This window comes from Xylanibacter caecicola (assembly GCF_013166515.1).
Classification (GTDB): Bacteria; Bacteroidota; Bacteroidia; order Bacteroidales; family Bacteroidaceae; genus Prevotella; species Prevotella caecicola.
Genome location: NZ_JABKKJ010000011.1, coordinates 29492 through 55470, shown reverse-complemented (window position 1 = coordinate 55470; position 25979 = coordinate 29492). Strand labels below are relative to the sequence as shown.

Genomic DNA, 25979 nt, shown 5'->3' with positions numbered 1-25979 from the left:
GGCAACAGAAGATAAAGGACAATAGTCATATATGAAACAACAAAACATTTGTCTTTTATCTTCCCTTATCTCCTTTTATCTTCCTATATCTCCTTATTTTGACACACCTTTTCGTTATCAGATATATCCCACACCAAGCCCTGCAGCCGCAGACAGCTCTGTTACTCAATAGAAATAAAGCATGAAAATACAATGCGCTTTCAGATTTATTTATTAAATTTGCACCCAAGAAGTGAATATTTTCAAAGTAAAAGATGAACATATTAGAACTGAGTGAACAGGAAATAGGCAGACGCCAAAGCCTACAGGAGCTGCGTGACATGGGGATAGACCCGTATCCGGCAGCCGAGTTTCCAACAGATGCTTTTTCTACCGATATAAAAGACGGCTTCAAAGATGAGGACGACAAGCGCGAAGTGTGCATCGCCGGACGACTTATGAGCCGCCGTGTAATGGGAAAGGCATCGTTTGCGGAAATACAGGACTCGAAAGGAAGAATACAGGTATACATCACCAGGGACGATATTTGCCCCGGCGAAGACAAGGATATATATAATAAGGTGTTCAAACGTCTGCTCGACATTGGAGACTTTATAGGTATAAAAGGTTTTGTGTTCAGAACACAGACAGGCGAGATATCGGTTCACGCCAACAGTCTTACGGTTTTGTCCAAGAGTCTTAAGCCGCTGCCTATCGTCAAGTATAAGGACGGTGTGGCATACGACAAGTTCGACGACCCGGAACTGCGTTATCGTCGGAGATATGTGGACTTGGTTGTAAACGACGGCGTCAAGGATACGTTCTTGAAACGTGCCACAGTAGTAAGGACACTGCGCCGCGTTCTTGACGAGGCAGGATACACCGAAGTGGAGACACCCACACTGCAGAGCATCGCAGGCGGCGCGAGCGCGCGCCCGTTCATAACGCATTTCAATGCGCTTAACACCGATATGTACATGCGTATCGCAACGGAACTGTATCTGAAGCGTCTTATCGTGGGAGGCTTCGAGGGCGTTTACGAGATAGGAAAGAACTTCCGCAACGAGGGAATGGACAGAAATCATAATCCGGAGTTCACATGTATGGAACTTTATGTGCAGTACAAGGATTATAACTGGATGATGTCGTTCACGGAAAAGCTTCTTGAAACGATATGTATTGCCGTAAACGGCAGTACCGAGCGTGAAATCGATGGCAACATAGTGAGCTTCAAGGCTCCGTACAGACGTCTTCCGATACTCGATGCCATAAAGGAAAAGACCGGATATGACCTCAACGGCATGGACGAAAGCGAAATAAGGGAAGTGTGCAAGAAGCTCGATATGGAGATAGACGACACCATGGGCAAAGGCAAACTCATAGACGAGATATTCGGAGAGTTCTGCGAAGGCACATTCATACAGCCTACATTCATCACCGATTACCCCGTTGAAATGTCGCCATTGACAAAGATGCACCGCAGCAAGCCGGGACTTACGGAACGTTTTGAACTGATGGTGAACGGCAAAGAGCTTGCAAACGCATATTCGGAGCTTAACGACCCTATAGATCAGGAGGAGCGTTTCAAGGAACAGATGAAACTTGCAGACAAAGGAGACGATGAGGCTATGATAATAGATCAGGACTTCTTGCGCGCCCTTCAGTACGGTATGCCGCCAACATCCGGTATAGGAATAGGCATAGACCGCCTCGTTATGCTCATGACAGGCAAGACGTATATACAGGAAGTACTGTTCTTCCCGCAGATGAGACCGGAGAAGAAAGCACCGAAAAGCACAGTTGCCGAATGGGAAGCCATAGGCGTTCCGGAATGCTGGATACCGGTGTTCAACAAGTGTGGGTACTATCTTGTGAGCGACATAAAGGACATTAACCCGCAGAAACTGCAGCAGGACGTGTGCGGAGTGAACAAGAAATACAAGCTGGGATATGACAATCCTAAAGTTGACATGTTTGCTTCGTGGATTGAAGCCGCAGGAAAATAATGGCATAAGGCTAAACCGCAGTTCATCGGAAGATGCACGGACTTGCGGTTTAGCCTTAGTTTAATTAATCGTAAGTATGGCATTATCATTCCTAATTATAATCTAAGTGCCAATGTTTGATTGTGGAAAGATAGCGGTTATCGGCGGTGGTAGTTGGGCTACAGCTATCGCCAAGATCATCGTAAGGCATACACATCATATAGGCTGGTATATGCGTCGCGATGACCAGATAGCCGATTTCAAGCGACTGGGGCACAATCCTACTTATCTTATGGGGGTGCGCTTCGACACAGACGAGATTTTTTTCTCAAGCGACATCAACAAAATTGTACAGGAATACGACACACTTGTGTTCGTGACACCGTCGCCTTACCTTAAGAATCACTTAAAGAAACTTAAGACCCGCATAAAGGATAAGTTCGTAATAACAGCCATCAAGGGCATCGTACCCGATGAAAACCTTGTGTGTTCGGAATATTTTCACCATGTATATGATGTTCCTTACGAGAATTTGGCATGCCTCGGAGGACCGTCGCATGCAGAGGAAGTGGCTTTGGAACGCCTCTCCTACCTCACCGTAGGATGCTGTGATCAGGAAAAGGCGCAGGCTTTTACCGACGTGCTTACAGGAGAATACATAAAAACCAAAATCAGTAGCGATGTCATAGGCATAGAGTATGCGTCCGTATTGAAGAACGTCTATGCCATCGCATCGGGCATCTGCAACGGATTGAAGTATGGAGACAACTTCCAGGCTGTACTCATTTCCAATGCCGTACAAGAGATGTCGAGATTTCTTACAGCCGTACATGGCATTGAACGCAACATAACAGACTCTGTCTATCTTGGCGATCTGCTTGTCACAGGCTATTCCAATTTCTCGCGAAACCATACATTCGGCACGATGATAGGCAAAGGATACAGCATCAAGAGTGCCCAAATTGAAATGGAAATGATAGCCGAAGGTTTCTTCGGAACAAAATGTATGAAGGAAATAAACCGTCACTGGCACGTAAATATGCCCATTCTTGATGCGGTATATAACATACTTTACAAAAGGATATCACCTCAAATCGAAATAAAACTATTAACAGATTCCTTCCGATAAGAAAGGATCATAAAAACACATCAACAATGAAAAATATCAGCTTAGACATCACTAAGGCAGCTATGTTCCTCGAACAGGGAGCGGTAAAGGCGTATGAAACAAAAGTAAAAGAGGCACAAGAGGCTCTTGAAAACGGCACTTGCCCGGGAAACGACTTCCTTGGCTGGCTTCATTTGCCGTCATCCGTTACTCCGGAGTTCATAGATGAGATACAGGCAGTTGCCGATACGCTGCGCGAGAAATGCGAAGTAGTGGTTGTTGCCGGCATCGGCGGAAGCTATCTTGGCGCACGTGCGGTAATCGAAGCACTCGGAAATTCGTTTGCATGGCTTGTGAACGACAAGAAGAACCCTACTATTATGTTTGCCGGAAACAACATAGGAGAAGACTATCTTGCTGAACTTACCGACTATTTGAAGGACAAGAAGTTCGGCGTTATCAATATTTCAAAATCCGGAACAACAACGGAAACGGCTCTCACATTCCGCCTTTTGAAGAAACAATGCGAAACACAGCGCGGCAAGGAAGAGGCAAAAGACGTTATCGTTGCCGTGACCGACGCCTGCAAAGGTGCTGCCCGTGCAGCCGCAGACAAGGAAGGTTACAAGACATTTGTTATCCCTGACAACGTAGGAGGACGCTTCTCCGTACTCACACCCGTAGGACTTCTGCCTATAGCATGTGCCGGTTTCGATATCAAACAGCTTGTTGCCGGAGCTGCCGCAATGGAGGTTGCATGTGGCAAAGACGTGGCTTTTGAAGAAAATCCGGCTGCCATATATGCAGCCGTACGTAACGGTCTGTATGCCCGGGCAGGCAAGAAGATAGAGATAATGGTGAACTATCAGCCCAAACTTCACTTCATGAGCGAGTGGTGGAAGCAGCTTTACGGAGAGAGCGAGGGCAAGGACGGCAAGGGTATATTCCCCGCTTCTTGCGACTTTACGACCGACCTGCACTCCATGGGACAGTGGATTCAGGAAGGCGAGCGTACCATTTTCGAGACCGTAATCAGCGTGGAAGAGACAAACAACAAGCTGTATTTCCCCGAAGATGAGGAAAATCTGGACGGTCTGAACTTCCTTGCAGGCAAGCGTGTAGACGAGGTTAACAAGATGGCAGAGCTTGGAACACGCCTTGCACATGTGGACGGTGGCGTTCCAAACATACGCATCAGCGTGCCTGCACTCAATGAGTACTATATCGGACAGCTCATCTACTTCTTCGAAATAGCATGCGGTATAAGCGGAAACATACTTGGTGTAAATCCGTTCAACCAGCCGGGTGTAGAGGCATACAAGAAGAATATGTTCGCTCTTCTCGACAAACCGGGATACGAAGCTGATAGTAAGGCTATTAAAGAGCGCCTTGCAAAGGAAGCTTAAACATACTTTATGGCTAATAATAAGGGGCTGTGGCAAAATGCTGCAGCCCTCTTTATAAAATAAATATATGTACATAGAAGAGATAAAAGAATACTTGAAAAAGCACGGTTTTAAGGCATTTACACCTAAAGCCGTGCTTTTTGATATGGACGGAGTGATATACGACAGCATGCCCAACCACGCCGTCAGCTGGCACAAGGCAATGGCCGAATATGGTCTGGACATGCCTCTTACGGGGGCATACCAATACGAAGGCATGCGCGGAGTAGAGACAATAAAGCTTCTTACCGGGCAACAACGCGGCAAGATGGTGTCTGACGAAGAGGCGAAAGTGATGTATGCGGAGAAGTCGAGGATATATGCCGAGTGTCCTGAAGCAAGTAAAATGCCTGGCATATATGAGCTTATGTGCAAGATAAAGAATATGGGCATGAAGATTGTCGTAGTGACGGGAAGCGGTCAGAAGACACTTCTCGACAGGCTTCAGAACGACTTCCGCGGGCTTGTCACACCCGAACTGATGGTTACAGCCAAGGATGTGGAGCACGGAAAACCCAACCCCGAACCTTATATAGCAGGCATGAAGAAAGCCGGAATACAGCCTTGGGAAGGCATAGTTGTTGAGAACGCACCTCTCGGGGTACGTGCCGGCGTGGCTGCAAGACTGTTTACAATAGCCGTAAACACCGGTCCTCTACCCGACAGCATGCTTACCGACGAAGGCGCAAACCTGCTGTTCCACCGCATGACCGACCTTGAAAGAGAATGGGAAGTATGCCATTTTAGCTTGTAAAGTGGCATACTCCAATGCGAATTCTACGAATTTATTTTCCTTGTTACAGGTGTATGAGATCTTTAAACATACTGTACGAGTTTCTCCGGCATATAGTACAGATTTCTGTGGCATATAGTACAGATTTCTGTGGCATATAGTAGAGAAAGCTGTAGCATATAGTACAGAAAACTGTACTATATAGTAGAGAAAGCTGTAGCATATAGTACAGAAAACTGTACTATATAGTAGAGAAAGTTGTAGCATATAGTACAGAAATCTATCTCATATGAGATAGAAACATAACGCATATGAGATAGAAACGTAACGCATATGAGATACAAACGTAACGCATATGAGATAGAAACGTAACGCATATAAGATGGAAATCAGTAATATCTGTTTAAGGATGCGTTCACACTATCTTTGCGTTGCAAAGTGCGCCACTTTAGCCTGCAAAGTGCGTAACTTTAGCCCGTGAAATGCGTAGAGTTACAGTGCAAAGTGCGTGGGGTTACGACGTGAAGTGGCGCACTTTACGAGTCAGGTGCCGTTTGCATGCGAATTAGTAGCACTTACGTTAAAATAAAAAGACATGCCTTTGTTTGTTTTCCGGTTCTTATAGAAACAAACAAAGGCATGCGTCTTTTATTGATATGACGGAGTTTTATCCTATCCGCCGAAGTTATCGTACATGATACTGTCCGGTTCTACACCCAGACTGTCAAGCATTTTCACCACGGCAGCACTCATCGGACCGGGTCCGCACATGTAATACTCGATGTCTTCCGGTGCTTCATGGTCTTTCAAATACGTATCATACATCACCTGATGAACAAATCCGGCAGTATAAGCAACGCCCTTTTCATCGGCTTCAGGGTCGGGACGGTCGAGCGCAAGGTGGAAATGGAAGTTCGGGAAGTCCTTTTCGAGCTTCAGGAAATCATCAAGATAGAACACTTCGACAAGCGAACGGGCACCATAAAAATAGTGCATTTCACGGTCGCGTGTGTCCAATGTCCTTGTCATATGCATTATCTGAGCACGCAAAGGAGCCATTCCGGCACCACCGCCAACCCATATCATCTCTTTCTTTGAGTCGAATATAGGATGGAAATCACCGTAAGGACCGCTCATTATAACCTTGTCTCCTGGCTTGCGACTGAATATATACGAAGATGCAATGCCTGTAGGCACATCCTGAAAACCTACCTGCGGTCTGGGCTTGAACGGTGTTGTTGCAATGCGTACTGTCAGCATTATGCGGTCGCCCTCAGCCGGATAGTTAGCCATGGAGTATGCCCTTGTGGTATCTTCGGGGTTGTGAGCCTTCAACGAGAAGATGTTAAAGCGCTCCCACATGCCGATATACTTGTCACCTATATCAGCCTTGTCAAAGTCCTTGTCGTAATCGATCGTATCGTATGCCGGTATCTTTATCTGCGCATACGAACCCGGAACAAAGTCCATGTGCTCGCCCGGAGGCAGTGCAACGATAAACTCCTTTATAAAAGAACTCACGTTCTTGTTGCTTATCACGGTACACTCCCACTCCTTTACTCCGAGCACACTCTCGGGAACCTTTATCTTAAGGTCGCCCTTAACCTTGCACTGACAGCCGAGACGCCAGTGGTCTTTAATCTGTTTGCGTGTGAAGTGAGGACGCTCGGAGTCGAGTATCTCGCCCCCTCCTTCAAGCACCTGCACCTTGCACTGACCGCAACTGCCCTTGCCACCGCATGCAGAAGAAAGGTGAATGCCGTTCTCTGCAAGCGTGCTCATCAGTGATGCGCCCTGCCCCACCTCTATGTTCCGGTCTCCGTTTATGTCTATTGTCACATTTCCGCTTGGCGAAAGATACCTCTTTGCCACAAGAAGTATCACCACAAGGAGAAGGATTGTGACAAGAAAAACTCCTATACTTATAATAATAAACTGTGTCATAACCTCATAAAATTATATGTTAAGCCCCGAAAAGCACATCATTGCCATTGCCATAAGACCAACCGTTATAAACGTAATGCCAAGTCCCTGCAACGGACGGGGCACATCGCTGTATTGCAATTTCTCGCGTATCGCACCCATTGCCACTATCGCCAGCGTCCACCCGATGCCACTTCCTACGGCATAGATCACGGCATCCCATACATTTCCAATATACTGTGTGTTCGAAGGATCAAGCCCTATACGCTGCTGCATGAACAGCGATGCACCCATGATGGCGCAGTTTACGGCTATCAGAGGCAGAAATATACCCAGCGCAGAGTACAGTGAAGGAGAATATCTCTCTACTATCATCTCCACCAACTGCACTATTCCGGCAATGACAGCTATAAACAGTATAAAGCTGAGATACGACAGGTCCACGCCTTCCATAAGGCAGTCGGGACCGAGAACATACACCTGCAACAGATAGTCCACGGGCACTGTCACCAGCAAAACGAACGTTACAGCCAGACCAAGCCCCAGCGAAGTCTTTACGTTCTTCGACACCGCGAGGAACGAACACATGCCGAGAAAAAAGGCAAATATCATGTTGTCGACGAATATCGACCTGAAAAACAAACTTATAATATGCTCCATTTTATAATATTCTTTAATTTATCCTATGTTTAAAGACCAATAAGAACGCCGCGCAGAATACACTCTGCGCATGCCTGTCCGTCATTTGTCCTCATTGCAGAAGTATGCCCTGTGAATCCATATTATACATCCGAGCAGTATAAGCGCCATTGCGGGCATCGTCATCATGCCGTTGTTAATATACCCGGCATCGTAGACACACTGCGGAACCACCTGATATCCAAGCAGCGTTCCACGACCGAACAACTCGCGTATGCCGCCCACGGCAACAAGAATATACGCATATCCTATGCCGTTGGACAGTCCGTCGAGGAAACTTGGACCAACCTTGTTCGTCATGGCAAACGCCTCAAGACGCCCCATAAGGATGCAGTTGGTTATTATAAGTCCCACATAAACCGACAGCTGCACACTGACATCATATACATAAGCCTTAAGTATCTGGCTGACAACCGTCACAAGTGCCGCCACCACAACAAGCTGCACGATGATGCGTATGCGGTTGGGAATGGTGTTGCGCAGTAAGGATATTATCACGTTTGCGAATGCCGTAATGATCGTTACGGCAAGTCCCATGACAATTGAAGGCTTGAGTTGCGAAGTAACGGCAAGTGCCGAACAGATGCCAAGCACCTGTACAAGCACGGGATTATCCTTACTAAGAGGACTTCTGAACACCTCTTTATTCTCTTTTGAAAACAGTTTACTCATTGTTTTTGCCCTCATTATTTTGTTCTAAAAACTTAGTGTATTTACCAAGACAGTCCTTCAGCATAAGGCTTACACCGTCAGACGTAAGCGTGGCACCGGTAATTCCGTCACACTGAACCGACCTATCTCTAAGCTCGCTCTTCTTTACAACGGCAAGAGCTATGCCCTCCGTGCCCTCTTTCATTATCTTCTTTCCACGGAACTGCTGCTGCCATGCCTTGTTGTCCTTTATCTCCGCACCCAGTCCGGCTGTCTCACTCTCATGCGTAAAGTATGCACCGTACACGGTATTCCTGTCGCTGTCTATACCTATATATCCGCTTATCGGTCCCCAAAGTCCCATGCCATACACCGGCACAACATACTTCACGCCACCGTCCACACGACATACGTACACGGCAAGACGTCCTTTCTTGAAGTCAGAGCTGTTCAAGGCAAAGCCGTCACGCTCTCCTCCTTTCTCTCCCTGCCGCACAACGTTGTTGTCACTGTCTATTATCATGTCAGCTTCCACCACGTCCGCATATCTCGCCGCAACGTCCTTGTCCTCAAGACCGTTGATGTTCAGCGCCGCCAATATCTGCTTTTTCTTGTCAAGCATCACGTTTGTGTCCTGAACCGGCTTAAGATAACTGGAGACAAAAGCCAGTATAAAGGCAACGGCTATGACCATTACCGTCGCGTACATTATTATATATGTATTGGAATTTGTGTTCAAACTCCTCTTACCTTTATCTTCCATATCCCTTATTCCTTATTTTCAGTTAAACGTTTCTTCCTCTTCGATATGTTACGGCTTACAACACAATAGTCTATTGTAGGAGCAAACATGTTCATAAGCAATATAGCCAGCATCATACCCTCCGGATAACCGGGATTCATCACGCGGATTACGATCGCCACCGCACCGACAAGAAAACCGAATATGTATTTTCCGGTCTCCGTTCTTGCCGAAGTCACCGGGTCTGTCGCCATGAATACGGCACCGAAACAGAAACCTCCGAGAATAATATGCTCATACCATGCCAGCGGAGTGCTGCCCGTGGCACTGAAAACCATTGCCGTCAGTATGCCTCCTGCAAACACTCCCGCCATTGTCTTCCAGCTTGCAATGCCCGTCCAAAGCAGTATCACGGCACCCAAAGCAATCGCCACCACACTTGTTTCTCCAATAGAACCGGGTATAAAGCCCAGCACCATGTCACTGATACTATACGGTATGTCCGCGCCCTGTGCCGCCATTGCAAGCGGCGTTGCCTGCGTAAACGAGTCGGGAAGGTCGTATCCGAAGCCCAGCAGATAATCCCGGGCTATCCAAACCCCGTCTCCACTCATCACGGAAGGATAAGAGAAGAAGAGGAACGCACGCGTAACAAGCGCCACATTGAATATATTCATACCCGTTCCGCCGAATATCTCCTTTGCAAATATCACGGCAAAGGCAACGGCAACGGCAAGCGCCCACAGCGGACAGGTGACCGGAATTATCATCGGTATGAGTATTCCGCTCACAAGATAGCCCTCTTGTATCTCCTCGCCCTTCATCTGCGCCCATGCAAACTCTATGCCCAGTCCCACTATATAGCTGACAAGTATCTTGGGCATCACGGCAAACAAACCGTACAAGAACAAATCCAAGAATGAAGAACCGTCAAGTTGTCCGGCTGCAAGATAGTGCTGATAGCCCGTATTGTACATGCCGAAGAGCAGTGCGGGCAACAGCGATATGACGACAATGCTCATTATTCTCTTCGAATCTATGGCGTCGTGTATGTGCACTCCGGTCTTTGGCGTGGTGTTGGGGACAAAAAGAAATGTCTCCATGCCGTCATACAGACTGCGGAAAGCGTGCAGCTTTCCACCCTTGTCGAACAACGGCCTGATTTTGTCCATATAATCTTTCAACTCATTCATAATATAATCTTTCTGTAAAATCAAGCGTTTTCTTTCCTTAACATGTCAAGTCCGGAACGTACAATGTGCTGCAGCTCCAGCTTTGACGAATCCACAAACTCGGCAAGTGCAAAGTCTTCGGGAGCTACCTCGTATATTCCCAACTCTTCCATTCTGTCTATATCTCCGGATATTATAGCCTTTATAAGATATTCGGCACAGATGTCCATCGGTATCACACGATCATACTCTCCGCTCATTATCATATGGCGCTCGCCACCCTTTACACGGGCATCGAGAGTGTATGCCTTTTTGCCGAGAAGCCAGCTAAAATAGCTGCGGTTTACAGAGAACTGGTTCAGGCGAGGCATCATCCACCCCATGAATTCGCATTCTTCTTCACCCTCGGATATCACGGTTATCTCGGATGTGTGCGCCCCTATATATCCGTCAATGGTAGTTCTCCTGCCCGTAAGCACATTACCGTCGATTATGCGCAGACACTCGGCAAAGTCTCCAAGCCTGCATTCAAGCAACGGGGCAATCTGTCCGCCGACGATAACATCGTGGTATGAAGGATTTTCCACCATGCTTCCCACCACGGCAACAATGCGTCGCAAGTCCACCTTACCTGTGTTGAAAAGTCTTCCGATGAATATTACGACCATGGGATCTGCCGTCCACACTGTCTCACCCTTGTTTACAGGAGATATATGATTTATCTGCACGCCAACGTTTCCTGCCGGACAAGGTCCGGAGAACACGTTTATCTCTACGTCTTTTGCCCCGGTAAGCGCCGCAGAAGTCTGTTTTGCACCTATACCGAGATACACTTTGGCTATTTTAGACAATGCGGTAAGTCCGGTCTGGAAGTCAGCTTCGTTTCCCTCAAGCTCGAACTCAAAGTCAGCCGCAAGCGGCTTGTCGCGCAGCGCGCTCACGAATATCGCCTTGGGCTCGTTGCAAGGAAGGGCGGATATGGCATACGGAAGCTGATCCATAAAACCAAACAACCCTGCCTTTAAAAGCATATCCTTGACATCTTCTCCCGACATACGGCTTACATCATGTATGCCATAATCAACATACTTCTGCTCCGTATCCGGCGAAATCTTTACATGAAGAACTTTTCTGCGCTCTCCTCTTGCTATCTCCGTAACCGTACCTGATACAGGAGAGGCAAAGCCTACTTCGGGATATTGCTTGTTGACAAACAACGCCTGACCGGCATCCACGTGCTCTCCCTCACGGACAATCACCTTGGGAACAACACCTTCAAAAAAAGCCGGAGACAGGACAAAATCTTCGGAAGCGTCTTTCTGAACCTTTATCCGTTCAGCCTTTCCCTCCAAGTTTATATCCAATCCCTTCTTAATCTTAAAAACATTTACCATATTATTTATGTTATAGAAGTTTTGCCATTCAATCTATTCGGCAGAACAAGTGCACCGCAAAAATAGCTGACGGCACCACAAAAGTAGTAAAAATAAGATAAAAACAATTGCTGTAAGATGCAATATAGCTGTTTTTTATAATAAAAAAATGTCATGCCTCTATTATATACCCATTCTGACAAACCCGGATTGCAGTTTTATTGCACAAAAGAAGGTGTTTCAAAAATATGAAGTCAGAAGAAGTCATGGGAGTTATGTGGCTCGTGCCACGGAGGATAAAGGACAACAACTGTTTAGATATTATTAACAAACACACAAATTCGTTTAACATTAATACGCCCGTTTTTCCGGGCAAAACGCAACAAGCACGAATACGAAGCCAAAAACATACGTTTTCACAAGACATCAGACAAGAGGCAAAAGAATATTTATGCAGAAAGCGTATAATTATAGTATATAGACAGACAAAACCGCACTAAGAAGCGTAAAGCTATGCTTTTAACCTCCCAAAGCATAGCTTTAGCAGTGCTATATGCCACCTTTAGCAACACGATATGCCATGTTTTAAATGTATAAAAACTGCATATATCCATGTTTCATAGCATCTTTTCATGCAAAAAAGAGGTATATTCCACCGGTTTGCGGGGCATGAAATTCTATAAAAACATCAAAACAGGAAGCCGAAATGCCAATCTTGGCATAGCAAGAATGCACATTCCGGCATATTTTGTGCACAAACGCACGCCTTAACACCATATTTTTTACATCGAAAACTATACCGTAACACCATTTACAACCGTCGGTCTCTCTATTTCACATGTTTTACCTTATAAAAACAAGCAGTTCGGTTTTAACACGAGTATATATATATTAACACTATCATAAACTCCTTTCACGTCTAAGTTTGGTAAGAAAAAAAAATGTTGTACCTTTGTAAAAGAAACAGAAAACACTTATTTTTACAGTTTTATACATTGAAGACTATCAAGCGCATTGTTACAGGTGCGGTATGGACATTGTTCGTTACCTATAGCCTGTTAATGGTGTTGTTACATATACCGTGCATACAAAACTTTATCGGGACGGAGGTTGCCTCTGCCCTGCAGCATGCTTTAGGCACCAAAGTAACGGTTGGAAGGGTCGATTTGGGGTTCCTCAACCGTCTGATAATAGACGATGTGACGATATACGACAAGGCAGACAAGGTGATGATGCGTGCAAGCCGCCTGTCGGCAAACATCGACTATTATCCGCTTACACGCGGAAGAATATCGGTTTCATCGGCACAATTGTTCGGTCTTAAAGGCATCTTCTACAAAAAAGACTCTGTGACGGCAGCCAATTATCAGTTTGTCATAGACTCGTTAAGTTCCAAAGACAACGGTCAGAAGAAAGCATTGAACCTGCGTATAAACTCGCTTGTCATACGGCATGCCGCCATAAAATACGACAGATACGACATTGCGAAGACACCGCATAGGTTCAATCCGGCACATATAGATGTAAAAGACATCAGTGCACATGTGATATTGCCTGTGATAACAGACGACAACATAAACATCACGTTAAAGAAACTGTCGTTCAAAGAAGCATCCGGACTTGACGTGAGGAATGTATCTTTCGGCGCATACGCCGACAAACAGCACGCATACATCAAGGCTCTGAACATCAGACTGCCGCAAAGCAGTATCGCCATAGACTCAGTCGGAGCTGCATACAAAAGCATAGGAGGCAGCCCTGACATCACTTCCGCAAGATTTTCAGGAAGTATTGAACGTTCTTTCATAACTCCTTGTGATTTAACTTGTTTTATTCCACAGACCAAAGCATTTATACAGAAGATATACATCCATGCATCGTTCTCCGGAAACAGCAGACAGCTGAATGTTTCCCGTCTGGGTATGCACTCTCAAGACGGCAATATGGCATTGTCGGCATCGGGCTTTATAAATTACGACAAAAAGGGAAAGGGAGCCTTCCGTGCAGACATAACCGACATGAAGACAGACGGTGCAACAATAAAGACCATAGTCGGAAACGGAAAGCAGGGAAACGGCATCGCAGACATTGCGGAAAAACTCGGCAGAATAAGCTTTAAAGGCATTGTAAAGGGCGAAGGAAAGCAGTTGTCGGCAACAGGGACAGTGGGCACGGATGCCGGAAACGCAAGGTTCGATGCAGGCATGGACGGCAATGGTTTCAATGTCAAGGCAGCAGCCGAGAATATAGACCTTGGGCGGATATTAGACGACGGCAATTTCGGAAAGCTGTCTGCCGACATGGCAATAAACGGAACGACAGGCAACGGCATAGAGACTGTCGGGGCGACAGGCACCATATCGGCACTTGACTACAACAGATACCGCTACGGCAACATAACCCTTGACGGCAAATACGACAGGGGCAAGGTGGAAGGGAAGATTGCTATGAACGATGCCAACGGAACCGTTGACATACAGGGAAGCATAGACCTTAAAGACCGGAAACATCCTACGGACATAACAGCAGTCATAAAAAACCTGTCTCCCGCGGCACTCAACATTACGGAAAGATGGAACAATGCACGCTTCAGCGCAGACATATCGGCACAGACATACGGCACAAACATAGACGACATCACGGGAAAACTCGCACTATGCAACTTCCTCATGACGGCAAACGACGGTGTATACAGCATGGAAAGGCTTGACATCACGGCAGAAGAGCGTGCCATGCATATACGAAGCGACTTCGGAAGCATAGACATAGAAGGAAAGATAAAATATAAGGAACTTGCACAGAGTCTGACAAACATCATAGGCGCCAAGCTGCCTACACTACCTGCCCTGCCGCAAATAAAGGGTACGACGGGAAACAACTTTACTTTGAGAGCAGACATAACCGACACCAAGTTGCTCGATGCAGTGTTCGGGGTGCCGTTGGACATACAGTCGCCGGCAAGTATCCGCGCCGAGATGGATGACAACGGAAAGAGTATCAACATCAAAGGCAGCGCCACACGCTTCTTATATGACGACAAGATGTTCAAAGACTTCAGTCTTGACGTATGCACATCCGGCGACACCCTGTCGGCAAACGCAAGAATAAAGAAAATCATGGACGACGGCAAAAGTATGGCGATTAACGTCTTTGCCGCGGCGGCAAACAACAAACTGAGCACGACGGCAGGCATACAGCTGAACCAAAAACGCCCTATAACGGGTGTGATAAATGCCGAGACAGAATTTTTCAAGACGGAAAACGGCATACCGGCGGCACACATACACGTGCGCCCGTCGCACATAATGGTCAATGACACGGCATGGAACGTACTGCCGTCGGATGTGGTATACAGCAAGAACAACATCATCTTTGACAATCTTGCTATAGAACATAATAACCAGCACATAAGGATAAACGGACTTGCAACGGAAAATGAGACGGACTCCGTGATGCTTGACATAAAGGAAGTGGACGTGAGCTATATACTTGATCTTGTGAATTTCCACTCCGTAGAGTTCAGCGGACTTGCCTCCGGACGTGCCTGTGTAAGGTCGGCATTCGGAAATCCTGACGCCGAGGCACAACTTACGGTAGACAAATTCCATTTTCAGGACGGAAGAATGGGAACATTGCAGGCCGGTGTAACATGGAACAAGACAGACAAACAGATTGACATAGACGCAAAGGCGACCGAGACGGAGAGCGCATATACTGTCATCAAGGGATATGTATCGCCGGAAAGAAACTATATAGACCTTGGCATTGCAGCGCACAACACAAACATAGAGTTTCTTGAAAGTTTCTGCGGAAGCTTCATGGACAACGTGTCTGCACATGCCAACGGCAGTGTCAGACTGTACGGAGACCTGAGCGCGATAAACCTTACCGGAACGCTTGTTGCCGACGGAAAGGTGGACATAACACCGCTGAACACGACATATAGGCTTGAAAACGACACTATAAGGCTGATACCGGACAATATCGTTTTCAATGCAGACACGATAAGAGATCGCAACGGAAACATAGGTGTCGTTACAGGAAAACTGAGGCACAAGAACCTTACAAGGCTTACATACGACCTGGACATAGATGCAAGAAATCTGTTGTGCTATGACTTCAGGACATATAACAACAGTACATTCTACGGCACCGTGTTCGGTACGGGCAGTTGCAGGATAAAGGGTGGATACGGAAAAACAGTAATGGACGTGAACTTAACGCCCGAAAAGGGATCGTTCATAGAATACAACGCGGCAAGCCCCGATGCAATAACCAACCGCAGTTTCATAACATGGAACGACAGGTCTGCCACAAACGAAACCGACACCGTGAAGGCAAGACAACATAATGACATACATGAAACGGAAAAAGAGGAAATGGAATACGCATCGGACATGTACATAAATTTCCTTTTCAACACAACAGAGGATTTCACACTGAGAGTTCTGATGGACCAGGCAAGCGGAGACCACATCGCACTGAACGGTTCCGGCAGCATACATGCCGCATATTACAACAAGGGGGCATTCAACATGTTCGGCAACTATAACATAAACCATGGCATATACAAGCTGACAATGCAGAATATCATCAAGAAAGACTTTATATTCCAGCCGGGAAGCAGCATCGTCTTCGGCGGTGATCCGTATCATGCCGCACTGAATCTGAAGGCGGTATACACCATTAACGGTGTGTCGTTGTCTGACTTGCAGATAGGAAAGAGTTTTTCGGGAAACAACATACGCGTGGACTGTATAATGAACATAGGCGGTACACCGGAGACACCGCATGTGGACTTTGACATAGACCTGCCAACCGTAAACAGCGATGCCAAGCAAATGGTGCGCTCACTGATAAACAGCGAAGAGGAAATGAACCAGCAGGTGATATATCTGTTGGGCATCGGACGCTTCTATACGCAAAACACAAACAACGCAGGCGAGGACGACACGCAGCCAAGTCAGACGAGTCTGGCAATGCAAAGCCTCCTGAGCGGCACCATAAGCCAACAGATAAACAGTCTGCTAAGCAGCTTCGTCAACACCGGCAACTGGAACTTCGGGGCAAACATAAGCACAGGGAACGAAGGATTTAACAACGCCGAGTATGAAGGACTGCTGACCGGACGGTTGCTGAACAACCGTCTTGTCATCAACGGACAGTTCGGATACCGCGACAATGCCAATGCCACCACATCATTTATCGGTGACTTTGACATACGTTATCTGTTATATCCAAACGGAAACCTTGCAATTAAAGTATACAATCAGACCAACGACCGTTATTTTACCAAGTCATCGCTCAACACGCAGGGCATAGGTATAATAATGAAAAAAGACTTCGGGTCTTGGAAAGAACTGTTTAAAATAAGGAAGAAATAAGGCATGCTGCTTCATTGACGCCCGTATAACGATGTCATCTCACCGTTATATGGAAACAGCCCTGCTTGACCTCATACTTTACATAGCAACGTTTTTGCTGCCTCATATCGCGCAGCACTTCACTAAGTATCCACTTAAGAGTGTCGTTGCGCACCGCACGCCTTTCCGGACCACCCGGTTCCTGTACAGTGATATAACGGTTGTAACATATATCGAACGTCGTGCCATAAAGATGACATGAGTTTTCGGTGGCATTACCGTTATGATTACGCAGTTTCTTGATGTCCTCACGGGTTCTCAACACGCTTGTAACTATCACTTTATGCAGCGGAACGCCCTTAATCTGCAGACTGTCGAAATATGCCCTGCCTATGTCATTGAGCAGCACGGCAGCCCTCGGAACAAGATAAGGAATGCTCTGCTTGAGAGGATCTACATGATAAAACGGATTGGAAGCGATGTAGACAAGTTCGCTTTTACGGTGTTCGGCATCGGCACGGTTGTCAACGGGCGACACTCCATGCCTGTTGGCACACTCAAGCTGCACGCTGTTGCTGTCGGGAAAAGCATCGGAATATCTCGGAACACTCATGATGCGATGCTTGACGACATTACCTTCTTTATCGAAAAAACGCGAAATGGGAGCAGGCAAAGATACAATTTCCGGCTCTTTTTCAGCCTTCACTTTATTACTGTCACAAGCCGCAGACATTGACATAACATTCTTTTCCTCTGCCACAGACGGAAACACACAACGCACCAAAGCCAGGATCATAACAATCAAACCAAATCCTGCCAGATATCTGTTTTTAGTAACTTTCATTCAAAAAAAATCGTTTTGATGCACAAAGATAGACAAAAGTAGCGTAATATCGAAAGCTTTTTGTAATTTTGCACGAAATTATTTAAAGGATAAAGGCGTTGATAGAAAAGCATATAGTACTTGAAGATATAGATCCCGTATTGTTTTACGGGATAAACAACACCCACCTCCAGATGCTGAAAGCCCTTTTCCCGAAACTTAGAATTGTTGCAAGGGATAATGTAATACGTGTGTTGGGCGACGAGGAGCAAATGGCTGTGTTTGAGGAAACGGTGGAAAACATGCGCAGGCATGTGCTTATGTACAACTCTATCAACGAAGAAAATATACTGGACATCGCTAAAGGACGGAAAACAAAAGAAGATTCTGTCAAAGGAGTAATCGTATACAACATATCGGGCAAACCTATAAAAAGCCGGAGCGCCAATCAGCAGGAACTTGTCGATGCATATGACAAGACAGACATGATATTTGCAACCGGTCCGGCAGGCACCGGCAAGACATATCTCAGCATTGCACTGGCAGTAAAGGCTCTGAAAGAGAAACAGGCAAAGAAGATTATACTGAGCCGTCCGGCAGTGGAAGCCGGAGAGAAGCTCGGTTTCCTGCCCGGAGATATGAAGGAAAAGATTGACCCGTACCTGCAACCGCTATATGATGCGTTGGAAGATATGATACCGGCGGTTAAGCTACAGGATATGATGGAAAAGCATATCATACAGATAGCCCCACTTGCATTCATGAGAGGCAGAACTCTAAGCGATGCCGTTGTAATACTTGACGAGGCACAGAACACCACTTCCGCACAGATACGCATGTTCCTGACACGTATGGGATGGAATACGAAAATGATTATAACAGGAGATCTGACCCAGGTAGACCTGCCCCGCGGAACGGAAAGTGGATTGAGAGAGGCGCTGAGAGTACTGAAAGGAGTTGAAGGCATATCTTTTGTGGCAATGAACGCAAAGGATATTGTGCGGCACAAGCTTGTTACAAATATAGTAAAGGCATTTGACAAAGCAGACAAGAAAGAAAAACAAACAACATAACAACAATGAAAGCATTAACAAAGACTGACTTCCATTTTAATGGACAAAAGAGTGTTTATCATGGTAAAGTGCGTGATGTATACAACATTGACGACGATCTTATCGTAATGGTGGCAACAGACAGAATATCCGCATTTGACGTAATTCTGCCCAAAGGCATACCTTTCAAGGGACAAGTGCTTAATCAGATAGCCGCAAAGTTTCTAGACAGCGTAAGCGACATATGTCCTAACTGGAAACTGGCAACCCCCGACTCCATGGTAACCGTCGGTCTGAAATGCGAAGGCTTCAGGGTAGAGATGATAATACGCTCTATACTTACTGGTTCGGCATGGCGTGAGTATCAGAAAGGATGCCGCGAGATTTGCGGAGTGAAGCTTCCTGAAGGAATGAAGGAAAACGAGCGTTTCCCGGAACCTATCATTACACCGACAACAAAGGCGGATGAAGGTCACGACATGAACATCTCAAAGGAGGAAATCATTGCACAGGGAATCGTAAGCAAAGAGGATTATGAAATAATGGAGGACTATACGCGCAAAATATTCAACAGAGGACAGGAAATTGCTGCAAAGCAAGGACTTATACTGGTTGATACAAAGTACGAATTCGGCAAGCGTGACGGCAAGGTATATCTGATTGACGAGATTCATACACCTGACAGCAGCCGTTATTTCTATGCGGACAATTATGAAGAAAAGCTGAGAAACGGCGAACCGCAGCGACAATTGTCAAAGGAGTTTGTACGTCAATGGCTCATCGAACACAACTTCATGAACGAGCCGGGACAGCAGATGCCCGAAATAACCGATGAATATGCGGAAAGCGTAAGCGAAAGATATATAGAGCTATACGAGCACATAACAGGAGAAAAGTTCGACAAGGCAAGCACAACGGACGACATTGCGGCACGTATAGAAAAGAATGTGGATGAATATCTGAAAAACAGATAACCGGAAAAGCGATGGTCTTCACTCCGCATAACGCCACACCTTATTATATATAATATATAACGGCATCAGGAATGTACAGACAAGAAAGCATCACACCATACGGAAACGGGCAGGAAAAGGGCAAGCAGGTTGAAAAGATGTTTGACTCCATTGCCCATTCATACGATATGCTGAACCATCGTCTGTCATGGGGGATAGACAAAGGGTGGAGAAATTATGCAATAAAACAGCTGAAGGCATTCGGTCCAAAATCAATATTGGATATAGCTACAGGCACAGGAGACTTTGCCATATTGGCTGCACGCATGTTGCATCCGGAACGTATAACGGGAGTGGACATATCGGAGGGGATGATGAATATCGGAAGGAAAAAGGTTGAAGAAGCCGGACTTGACAATATTATATCCTTCAAAAAAGAAGACTGCATGCGTATGTCGTTTGCCGGAAACAGTTTCGATGCCATAACTGTAGCATTCGGTATAAGGAACTTTCAGGATCTTGACAACGGTCTGAAGGAAATGTGCAGGGTTCTGAAAAAAGGCGGATGTCTCAGCATTGTCGAGCTGAGCCAACCTTTAAAGTTCCCGATGAAACAACTTTTCAAGGTTTACTCTCACACAATATTACCCATATATGGAAAGCTGGTCTCTAAAGATACATCCGCATACAAATATCTCACGGAAACGATTGAGGCATTTCCACAAGGCGAAAGAATGGTAGGTATATTGGAAAAAGCAGGATTTTCGCATGTAAGATTCAAACGTCTGACTTGCGGAATATGTACATGTTATATTGCAACTAAATGATAAAATCATGGATAAATACGGACTTATCGGATTTCCTCTTGAACACTCTTTTTCCAGGAGTTTCTTCAATGAGAAATTCAACAGCGAAAAGATAGATGCCCAATATATAAACTTTGAGATTCCGGCTATTGAAACATTGCCGGAAATAATTGCATCAAATCCTGAATTAAAAGGGCTGAATGTGACTATTCCTTACAAGCAGAAAGTAATAAGTTATTTGGATTCTGTAAGTCCGGAAGCAAGAGCAATAGGTGCAGTAAACGTGATACGTGTTGAACAAAACGGAAACGAAACACTGCTGAAAGGTTATAACAGTGACGTCATAGGGTTTACAAAAAGCATGGAACCGCTGTTAAAAGATTACCATAAGAAGGCTCTGATACTTGGTACGGGAGGTGCATCGAAAGCCGTAGACTACGGTCTGCGTTCACTCGGACTTGAGACAGTATTCGTAAGTCGGTATGAACGTCCCGGCACAATACAATATAACAAAATAACACCGGATGTCATAAGCGAGTATAATGTCATAATAAACTGCACGCCATGTGGAATGTTCCCGCACATAGACGAATGTCCGCAACTTCCGTATGAGGCAATGAATGAGAAAAACATTCTATACGACCTTATCTATAATCCGGATCAAACACTGTTCATGCAAAAGGGAGAGAAACAAGGTGCCACAGTTAAGAACGGATTGGAAATGCTATTGCTTCAGGCATTTGCCAGTTGGGATTTTTGGAACGGGCAGGAATAAAAGACCTACATAATACGGATAAAATAAAACTCACATAAACATGGATTCATCAAATCGTTATATGTTACGTGGCGTCTCTGCAGCAAAAGAAGACGTACACAATGCAATCAAAAATATAGACAAAGGTATTTTTCCACAGGCTTTCTGCAAAATCATACCGGATATATTGGGTGGAGATCCCGAATACTGCAACATAATGCATGCCGACGGAGCCGGAACAAAGTCAAGTCTTGCATACATGTACTGGAAAGAAACGGGGAATCTGGATATATGGAAAGGCATCGCTCAGGATGCGATTGTAATGAACACCGACGACCTTCTATGTGTTGGAGCTGTTGACAATATTCTTGTGTCAAGTACAATAGGACGAAACAAGATGTTAATTCCGGGCGAAGTTATCACAGCCATTATAAACGGAACAGACGAGTTGCTGTCAGAAATGCGTGAAATGGGAATAGGCATATATCCTACAGGAGGCGAAACAGCAGATGTAGGCGACCTTGTACGTACAATAATCGTAGACTCTACGGTGACATGCCGTATGAAACGCAGCGATGTGATAGACAATGCCAATATAAGACCGGGAGATGTGATAGTGGGATTGTCGTCCACAGGACAGGCTACATACGAGAAACAATACAACGGTGGTATGGGTAGCAACGGTTTGACAAGTGCCCGCCATGATGTATTCTCCAAATATCTTGCCAAGAAATATCCGGAAAGCTTTGACCATGCCGTACCTGAAGAACTGGTATACAGCGGGAAAAAGACACTTACGGAAAGCATTGAAGATCTGGACATTGACGCCGGAAAACTTGTTTTGTCACCGACACGTACATTTGCTCCTGTAATAAAGAAGATGCTGGATGAGTTCAGACCGGAAATACACGGCATGGTACATTGTACGGGAGGCGCACAGACAAAAGTGTTACATTTTGTCGGCGAGAACTGTCGCGTAATAAAAGACAACATGTTCCCTGTCCCGCCGTTGTTTAAGATAATCCAGGAAGAGAGCAAAACCGACTGGAAAGAGATGTATCAGGTATTCAACATGGGGCACCGAATGGAAATATACGTCAGCAAAGACATTGCAGACAAGATTATATCAATAAGCAAGAGTTTCAACATCGATGCCCAAATCATAGGACACGTAACGGAAGGCGCACGTTCGCTTACAATCAAATCAGAATTTGGAGAATTCAACTATTAATAATATATGGCTGAACAAAACAATATACTTGAGAAACTTGAAGGATTAGAATCGAGATTTGAAGAAGTTTCCACTCTTATAACAGACCCCGATGTAATCGCAGATCAGGAACGATATGTCAAACTGACACGCGAATACAAGGAACTTGGAGGAATTATGGATGCACGCAAACGTTATATAGCGTGTATCAATTCCATAAAAGAGGCAAAGGACATTATTGCAAATGAAACCGATGCAGACCTTAAAGAAATGGCAAGAGAGGAACTTCAGACCAATGAAGCCCTTCAGCCAAAAATTGAAGAAGAAATAAAGATTGCATTGGTTCCGAAAGATCCGGAAGATGCAAAAAATGTACAAATGGAAGTACGAGCCGGGACAGGCGGTGATGAAGCGGCATTGTTTGCAGGAGATTTATTCCAAATGTACAAGAAGTATTGTGACAGCAAAGGCTGGAGTCTCAGTGTTACAAGCGTGAGTGAAGGTGCTGTAGGAGGTTTTAAGGAGATTGATTTTGCCGTAAGTGGAGACAATGTCTACGGCACATTGAAATACGAATCGGGAGTCCACCGTGTCCAGCGTGTACCTGCAACAGAGACACAAGGACGCATGCACACATCTGCTGCTACTGTTGCCGTATTGCCTGAAGCAGATAAATTCGAGGTTAACATCAATGAAGGAGACATCAAATGGGATACATTCAGAAGTTCAGGAGCTGGAGGACAGAATGTCAATAAAGTGGAATCGGGTGTACGTCTACGATATCCGTGGAAAAATCCCAACACCGGAGAGACGGAAGAGATCCTTATAGAATGTACGGAAACACGTGACCAGCCCAAGAATAAGGAACGTGCATTATCACGCCTACGTACATTTATATATGACAGAGAACATCAGAAGTATGTGGACGATATAGCAAACCGCAGAAAAAGCCTTGTATCCACAGGCGACCGCTCTGCCAAGATACGTACATATAATTTCCCACAAGGACGCGTCACCGACCATCGCATCGGATTTACGACACACGATCTTACCGGATTTCTTTCCGGCAATATACAGGAAATGATAGATGCACTTACCGTTGCCGAGAACGCAGAAAAGATGAAAGAGAACGAATTATAAACAAAAGACATGAACAAGGAACAATTAATAAAACAGATATTTGCAAAGAAAAGTTTTCTTTGTGTAGGTCTTGATACGGACATAAAGAAAATACCAGAACACCTAAAAGAGTCGGAAAATCCCATATTCGACTTCAACAAAGCCATAATAGACGCCACGGCTCCTTATTGTGTTGCTTACAAACCCAATCTGGCTTTTTACGAAAGTCTCGGTGTGAAGGGGCTTATTGCTTTTGAACAAACAGTTGAATATCTGAAAAAAGAATATCCGGAACATTTCATCATCGCTGATGCAAAGCGCGGAGACATTGGAAATACTTCAAAGATGTATGCACGCACGTTCTTTGAGGAATATGACATAGACGCGCTTACCGTTGCCCCGTATATGGGTGAAGACAGCGTCAAGCCGTTTCTTGAGTATGAGGACAAATGGGTTATACTGCTCGCACTGACAAGCAATAAAGGTTCTAATGACTTTCAAATGACCGAAGACAAGAACGGGAAACGCTTGTTTGAAAAAGTTCTTGAAAAGTCACAGGAATGGGGAAACGAAGATAATATGATGTATGTGGTAGGTGCAACTCAAGGTAGTATGTTTGAAAATATACGCACCCATGTCCCCCATCATTTTCTTCTTGTTCCAGGAGTCGGCGCCCAAGGAGGGAGCCTGCAAGAGGTTTGCAAGTATGGAATGAACAATGAATGCGGACTTTTGGTAAACAGCAGCCGCGGAATAATATATGCAAGCAACGGTAAGGATTTTGCAGAAACAGCTGCCACAAAGGCAAAAGAACTGCAGGAAGAAATGGCTGTTGAACTGGAAAAGATTAAATGAATGACGAAAAAATAATAAACGACCCGGTTTTCGGATTCATAAAAATTCCGCGCGGTCCACTGCTTGACATCATCAAGCACCCGTGGATGCAAAGACTTACTCGCATTAAACAGTTGGGTCTGACGTCGATAGTATACCCGTCGGCCCAACATGCTCGTTTTTTACACTCCATCGGCTCATTCCATCTCATGAGTGAAGCGATAAATTCGCTTACCAATAAAGGGGTATTCATATTCGACAGCGAGGCGGAAGCCGTCGAGGCAGCTATATTGATGCACGACATCGGTCACGGACCTTTCTCGCATGTGTTGGAAAACACACTGATAAACGGTATCAGTCACGAAGACATCTCACTGATTATGATGGAGCAGATGAACAGGGAGATGAAAGGTGCACTGACGCTTGCACTGAAAATATTCAAGAACGAATATCCAAAAAGATTTCTTCATCAGTTGATAAGCAGCCAACTGGATATGGACAGGCTGGACTATCTCAGACGTGACTGTTTCTTTACCGGTCTGACAGAAGGAAACATAGGCAGTGCAAGGATAATAAAAATGCTTAATGTTGCCAACGACAGACTTGTTGTAGACTATAAAGGGATATATTCCATAGAAAACTATCTTATATCAAGGCGTCTTATGTATTGGCAGGTTTACTTGCACAAAACAACCGTTGCAAGTGAAAAGATGTTGCTGAACGTTCTGAACAGGGCTAAAGGACTTGTAAGAAACGGACATGAAGTATTTGCTCCACCATGCTTGAAATATTTCCTGTCAAACGATGTCAACGCCGAGTTGTTCAAATGTGACAGCAAAGCTTTGTATTACTATACACTTTTGGACGACACTGACATTTGGAGCGCACTTAAAGAATGGACGGAAAACAATGACAATATTCTCTCCATACTGGCATCAGACATAATAAACCGTAATTTGTTCAAGGTAGAAGTAAGCGATAAACCATTTGATGAAGAATATATTGAAAACATACGGAAAAGTTTATCGGACAGATACAATATAACAAAAGAAGAAACATGCTATTTCATGAGCATTGATTTCATACAGAAAGATATGTATGATTTTAATGACGACCACATATCCATACTGTACAAAGACGGTACAATCAAGGATATATCCGAAGCTTCGGACATACTCGACATTGTATTGCTTTCCAAAAAAAATCGCAAATATTACCTTTGTTATAAGCGCTTCTAAATAAAAATTGTTATATT

At 45.2% G+C, this 25979-nt stretch carries 20 protein-coding genes; 13 read left to right on the top strand and 7 right to left on the bottom strand.

The genetic code is table 11. From position 1 onward, the window contains the following. The first annotated feature begins 254 nt into the window (after positions 1 to 254). The 4 genes from lysS to HPS54_RS07790 all read left to right on the top strand — a co-directional run bounded on the left by lysS (position 255) and on the right by HPS54_RS07790 (position 5271). Positions 255 to 1985, top strand: a complete 1731-nt coding sequence (lysS, locus tag HPS54_RS07805; protein WP_172344882.1) for a lysine--tRNA ligase — start codon at positions 255 to 257, stop codon at positions 1983 to 1985. 112 nt (positions 1986 to 2097) lie between these two features. Beyond that, entirely contained in the window at positions 2098 to 3093 is a 996-nt protein-coding gene (locus HPS54_RS07800; RefSeq protein WP_172344881.1) for an NAD(P)H-dependent glycerol-3-phosphate dehydrogenase, read from the top strand. Between the two features lie 26 nt (positions 3094 to 3119). Beyond that, positions 3120 to 4478 carry a glucose-6-phosphate isomerase gene (locus HPS54_RS07795; RefSeq protein ID WP_172344880.1) on the top strand — a complete coding sequence of 453 codons (1359 nt, stop codon included), beginning with the start codon at positions 3120 to 3122 and terminating at the stop codon, positions 4476 to 4478. Positions 4479 to 4545: 67 nt separating this feature from the next. Then, positions 4546 to 5271, top strand: a complete 726-nt coding sequence (locus HPS54_RS07790) for an inorganic diphosphatase (RefSeq protein ID WP_172344879.1) — start codon at positions 4546 to 4548, stop codon at positions 5269 to 5271. 651 nt (positions 5272 to 5922) lie between these two features. Here the strand turns inward: HPS54_RS07790 and nqrF are convergent. The 6 genes from nqrF to HPS54_RS07760 form a co-directional block, all read right to left on the bottom strand. Next, positions 5923 to 7194 carry an NADH:ubiquinone reductase (Na(+)-transporting) subunit F gene (gene nqrF, locus HPS54_RS07785; RefSeq protein WP_172344878.1) on the bottom strand — a complete coding sequence of 424 codons (1272 nt, stop codon included), beginning with the start codon at positions 7192 to 7194 and terminating at the stop codon, positions 5923 to 5925. Between the two features lie 12 nt (positions 7195 to 7206). Further along, entirely contained in the window at positions 7207 to 7833 is a 627-nt protein-coding gene (gene nqrE, locus HPS54_RS07780; protein WP_172344877.1) for an NADH:ubiquinone reductase (Na(+)-transporting) subunit E, read from the bottom strand. Positions 7834 to 7914: 81 nt separating this feature from the next. After that, on the bottom strand, positions 7915 to 8544 hold the full coding sequence (locus HPS54_RS07775) for an NADH:ubiquinone reductase (Na(+)-transporting) subunit D (protein ID WP_172344876.1): 630 nt from the start codon (positions 8542 to 8544) through the stop codon (positions 7915 to 7917). Next, positions 8537 to 9286 carry an NADH:ubiquinone reductase (Na(+)-transporting) subunit C gene (gene nqrC / locus HPS54_RS07770; protein ID WP_172344875.1) on the bottom strand — a complete coding sequence of 250 codons (750 nt, stop codon included), beginning with the start codon at positions 9284 to 9286 and terminating at the stop codon, positions 8537 to 8539. Before nqrC ends, HPS54_RS07775 begins: the two co-directional genes overlap by 8 nt. Before the next feature lie 5 nt (positions 9287 to 9291). After that, positions 9292 to 10458 (bottom strand): NADH:ubiquinone reductase (Na(+)-transporting) subunit B, encoded by a 1167-nt coding sequence (locus tag HPS54_RS07765; RefSeq protein WP_172344874.1) that lies wholly within the window; start codon positions 10456 to 10458, stop codon positions 9292 to 9294. Between the two features lie 20 nt (positions 10459 to 10478). Further along, positions 10479 to 11831 (bottom strand): Na(+)-translocating NADH-quinone reductase subunit A, encoded by a 1353-nt coding sequence (locus tag HPS54_RS07760; RefSeq protein ID WP_172344873.1) that lies wholly within the window; start codon positions 11829 to 11831, stop codon positions 10479 to 10481. Between the two features lie 974 nt (positions 11832 to 12805). On the opposite strand from HPS54_RS07760, the gene HPS54_RS07755 reads away from it, so the two are divergent. Further along, positions 12806 to 17194: a translocation/assembly module TamB domain-containing protein gene (locus HPS54_RS07755; RefSeq protein WP_172344872.1), complete on the top strand. Its 4389-nt coding sequence runs from the start codon at positions 12806 to 12808 to the stop codon at positions 17192 to 17194. Positions 17195 to 17228: 34 nt separating this feature from the next. Here the strand turns inward: HPS54_RS07755 and HPS54_RS07750 are convergent, their stop codons facing one another. Further along, positions 17229 to 18017 carry a DUF5715 family protein gene (locus HPS54_RS07750; RefSeq protein WP_172344871.1) on the bottom strand — a complete coding sequence of 263 codons (789 nt, stop codon included), beginning with the start codon at positions 18015 to 18017 and terminating at the stop codon, positions 17229 to 17231. Positions 18018 to 18115: 98 nt separating this feature from the next. Here HPS54_RS07750 and HPS54_RS07745 point away from each other — a divergent pair, with 98 nt between their 5' ends. The 8 genes from HPS54_RS07745 (at position 18116) to HPS54_RS07710 (ending at position 25962) form a co-directional block, all read left to right on the top strand. Beyond that, the gene (locus HPS54_RS07745; RefSeq protein ID WP_172344870.1) at positions 18116 to 19069 is read left to right on the top strand and encodes a PhoH family protein; all 954 of its coding nucleotides are present in this window, start codon (positions 18116 to 18118) and stop codon (positions 19067 to 19069) included. 5 nt (positions 19070 to 19074) lie between these two features. Beyond that, positions 19075 to 20022: a phosphoribosylaminoimidazolesuccinocarboxamide synthase gene (locus tag HPS54_RS07740; RefSeq protein WP_172344869.1), complete on the top strand. Its 948-nt coding sequence runs from the start codon at positions 19075 to 19077 to the stop codon at positions 20020 to 20022. Positions 20023 to 20093: 71 nt separating this feature from the next. Next, on the top strand, positions 20094 to 20828 hold the full coding sequence (gene ubiE / locus HPS54_RS07735; protein ID WP_172344868.1) for a bifunctional demethylmenaquinone methyltransferase/2-methoxy-6-polyprenyl-1,4-benzoquinol methylase UbiE: 735 nt from the start codon (positions 20094 to 20096) through the stop codon (positions 20826 to 20828). 7 nt (positions 20829 to 20835) lie between these two features. Continuing rightward, a complete protein-coding gene (locus tag HPS54_RS07730) occupies positions 20836 to 21582 on the top strand; it encodes a shikimate dehydrogenase family protein (RefSeq protein WP_172344867.1) in 747 nt (248 codons plus the stop codon). Positions 21583 to 21622: 40 nt separating this feature from the next. Continuing rightward, on the top strand, positions 21623 to 22792 hold the full coding sequence (locus tag HPS54_RS07725; protein ID WP_172344866.1) for an AIR synthase-related protein: 1170 nt from the start codon (positions 21623 to 21625) through the stop codon (positions 22790 to 22792). 6 nt (positions 22793 to 22798) lie between these two features. After that, positions 22799 to 23911, top strand: a complete 1113-nt coding sequence (gene prfA / locus HPS54_RS07720) for a peptide chain release factor 1 (RefSeq protein ID WP_172344865.1) — start codon at positions 22799 to 22801, stop codon at positions 23909 to 23911. Between the two features lie 9 nt (positions 23912 to 23920). Then, positions 23921 to 24745, top strand: coding sequence for an orotidine-5'-phosphate decarboxylase (gene pyrF, locus HPS54_RS07715; protein ID WP_172344864.1), 825 nt, complete (start codon positions 23921 to 23923; stop codon positions 24743 to 24745). Further along, a complete protein-coding gene (locus HPS54_RS07710; RefSeq protein ID WP_172344863.1) occupies positions 24742 to 25962 on the top strand; it encodes an HD domain-containing protein in 1221 nt (406 codons plus the stop codon). The genes pyrF and HPS54_RS07710 overlap by 4 nt, the downstream gene beginning before the upstream one ends. Positions 25963 to 25979 lie beyond the last annotated feature (17 nt).

Coding starts and splice junctions, on each gene's coding strand:
- lysS (WP_172344882.1), top strand. CDS start 255: ATGAACATATTAGAACTGAGTGAACAGGAAATAGGCAGACGCCAAAGC.
- HPS54_RS07800 (WP_172344881.1), top strand. CDS start 2,098: ATGTTTGATTGTGGAAAGATAGCGGTTATCGGCGGTGGTAGTTGGGCT.
- HPS54_RS07795 (WP_172344880.1), top strand. CDS start 3,120: ATGAAAAATATCAGCTTAGACATCACTAAGGCAGCTATGTTCCTCGAA.
- HPS54_RS07790 (WP_172344879.1), top strand. CDS start 4,546: ATGTACATAGAAGAGATAAAAGAATACTTGAAAAAGCACGGTTTTAAG.
- nqrF (WP_172344878.1), bottom strand. CDS start 7,194: ATGACACAGTTTATTATTATAAGTATAGGAGTTTTTCTTGTCACAATC.
- nqrE (WP_172344877.1), bottom strand. CDS start 7,833: ATGGAGCATATTATAAGTTTGTTTTTCAGGTCGATATTCGTCGACAAC.
- HPS54_RS07775 (WP_172344876.1), bottom strand. CDS start 8,544: ATGAGTAAACTGTTTTCAAAAGAGAATAAAGAGGTGTTCAGAAGTCCT.
- nqrC (WP_172344875.1), bottom strand. CDS start 9,286: ATGGAAGATAAAGGTAAGAGGAGTTTGAACACAAATTCCAATACATAT.
- HPS54_RS07765 (WP_172344874.1), bottom strand. CDS start 10,458: ATGAATGAGTTGAAAGATTATATGGACAAAATCAGGCCGTTGTTCGAC.
- HPS54_RS07760 (WP_172344873.1), bottom strand. CDS start 11,831: ATGGTAAATGTTTTTAAGATTAAGAAGGGATTGGATATAAACTTGGAG.
- HPS54_RS07750 (WP_172344871.1), bottom strand. CDS start 18,017: ATGAAAGTTACTAAAAACAGATATCTGGCAGGATTTGGTTTGATTGTT.
- HPS54_RS07740 (WP_172344869.1), top strand. CDS start 19,075: ATGAAAGCATTAACAAAGACTGACTTCCATTTTAATGGACAAAAGAGT.
- ubiE (WP_172344868.1), top strand. CDS start 20,094: ATGTACAGACAAGAAAGCATCACACCATACGGAAACGGGCAGGAAAAG.
- HPS54_RS07730 (WP_172344867.1), top strand. CDS start 20,836: ATGGATAAATACGGACTTATCGGATTTCCTCTTGAACACTCTTTTTCC.
- HPS54_RS07725 (WP_172344866.1), top strand. CDS start 21,623: ATGGATTCATCAAATCGTTATATGTTACGTGGCGTCTCTGCAGCAAAA.
- prfA (WP_172344865.1), top strand. CDS start 22,799: ATGGCTGAACAAAACAATATACTTGAGAAACTTGAAGGATTAGAATCG.
- pyrF (WP_172344864.1), top strand. CDS start 23,921: ATGAACAAGGAACAATTAATAAAACAGATATTTGCAAAGAAAAGTTTT.
- HPS54_RS07710 (WP_172344863.1), top strand. CDS start 24,742: ATGAATGACGAAAAAATAATAAACGACCCGGTTTTCGGATTCATAAAA.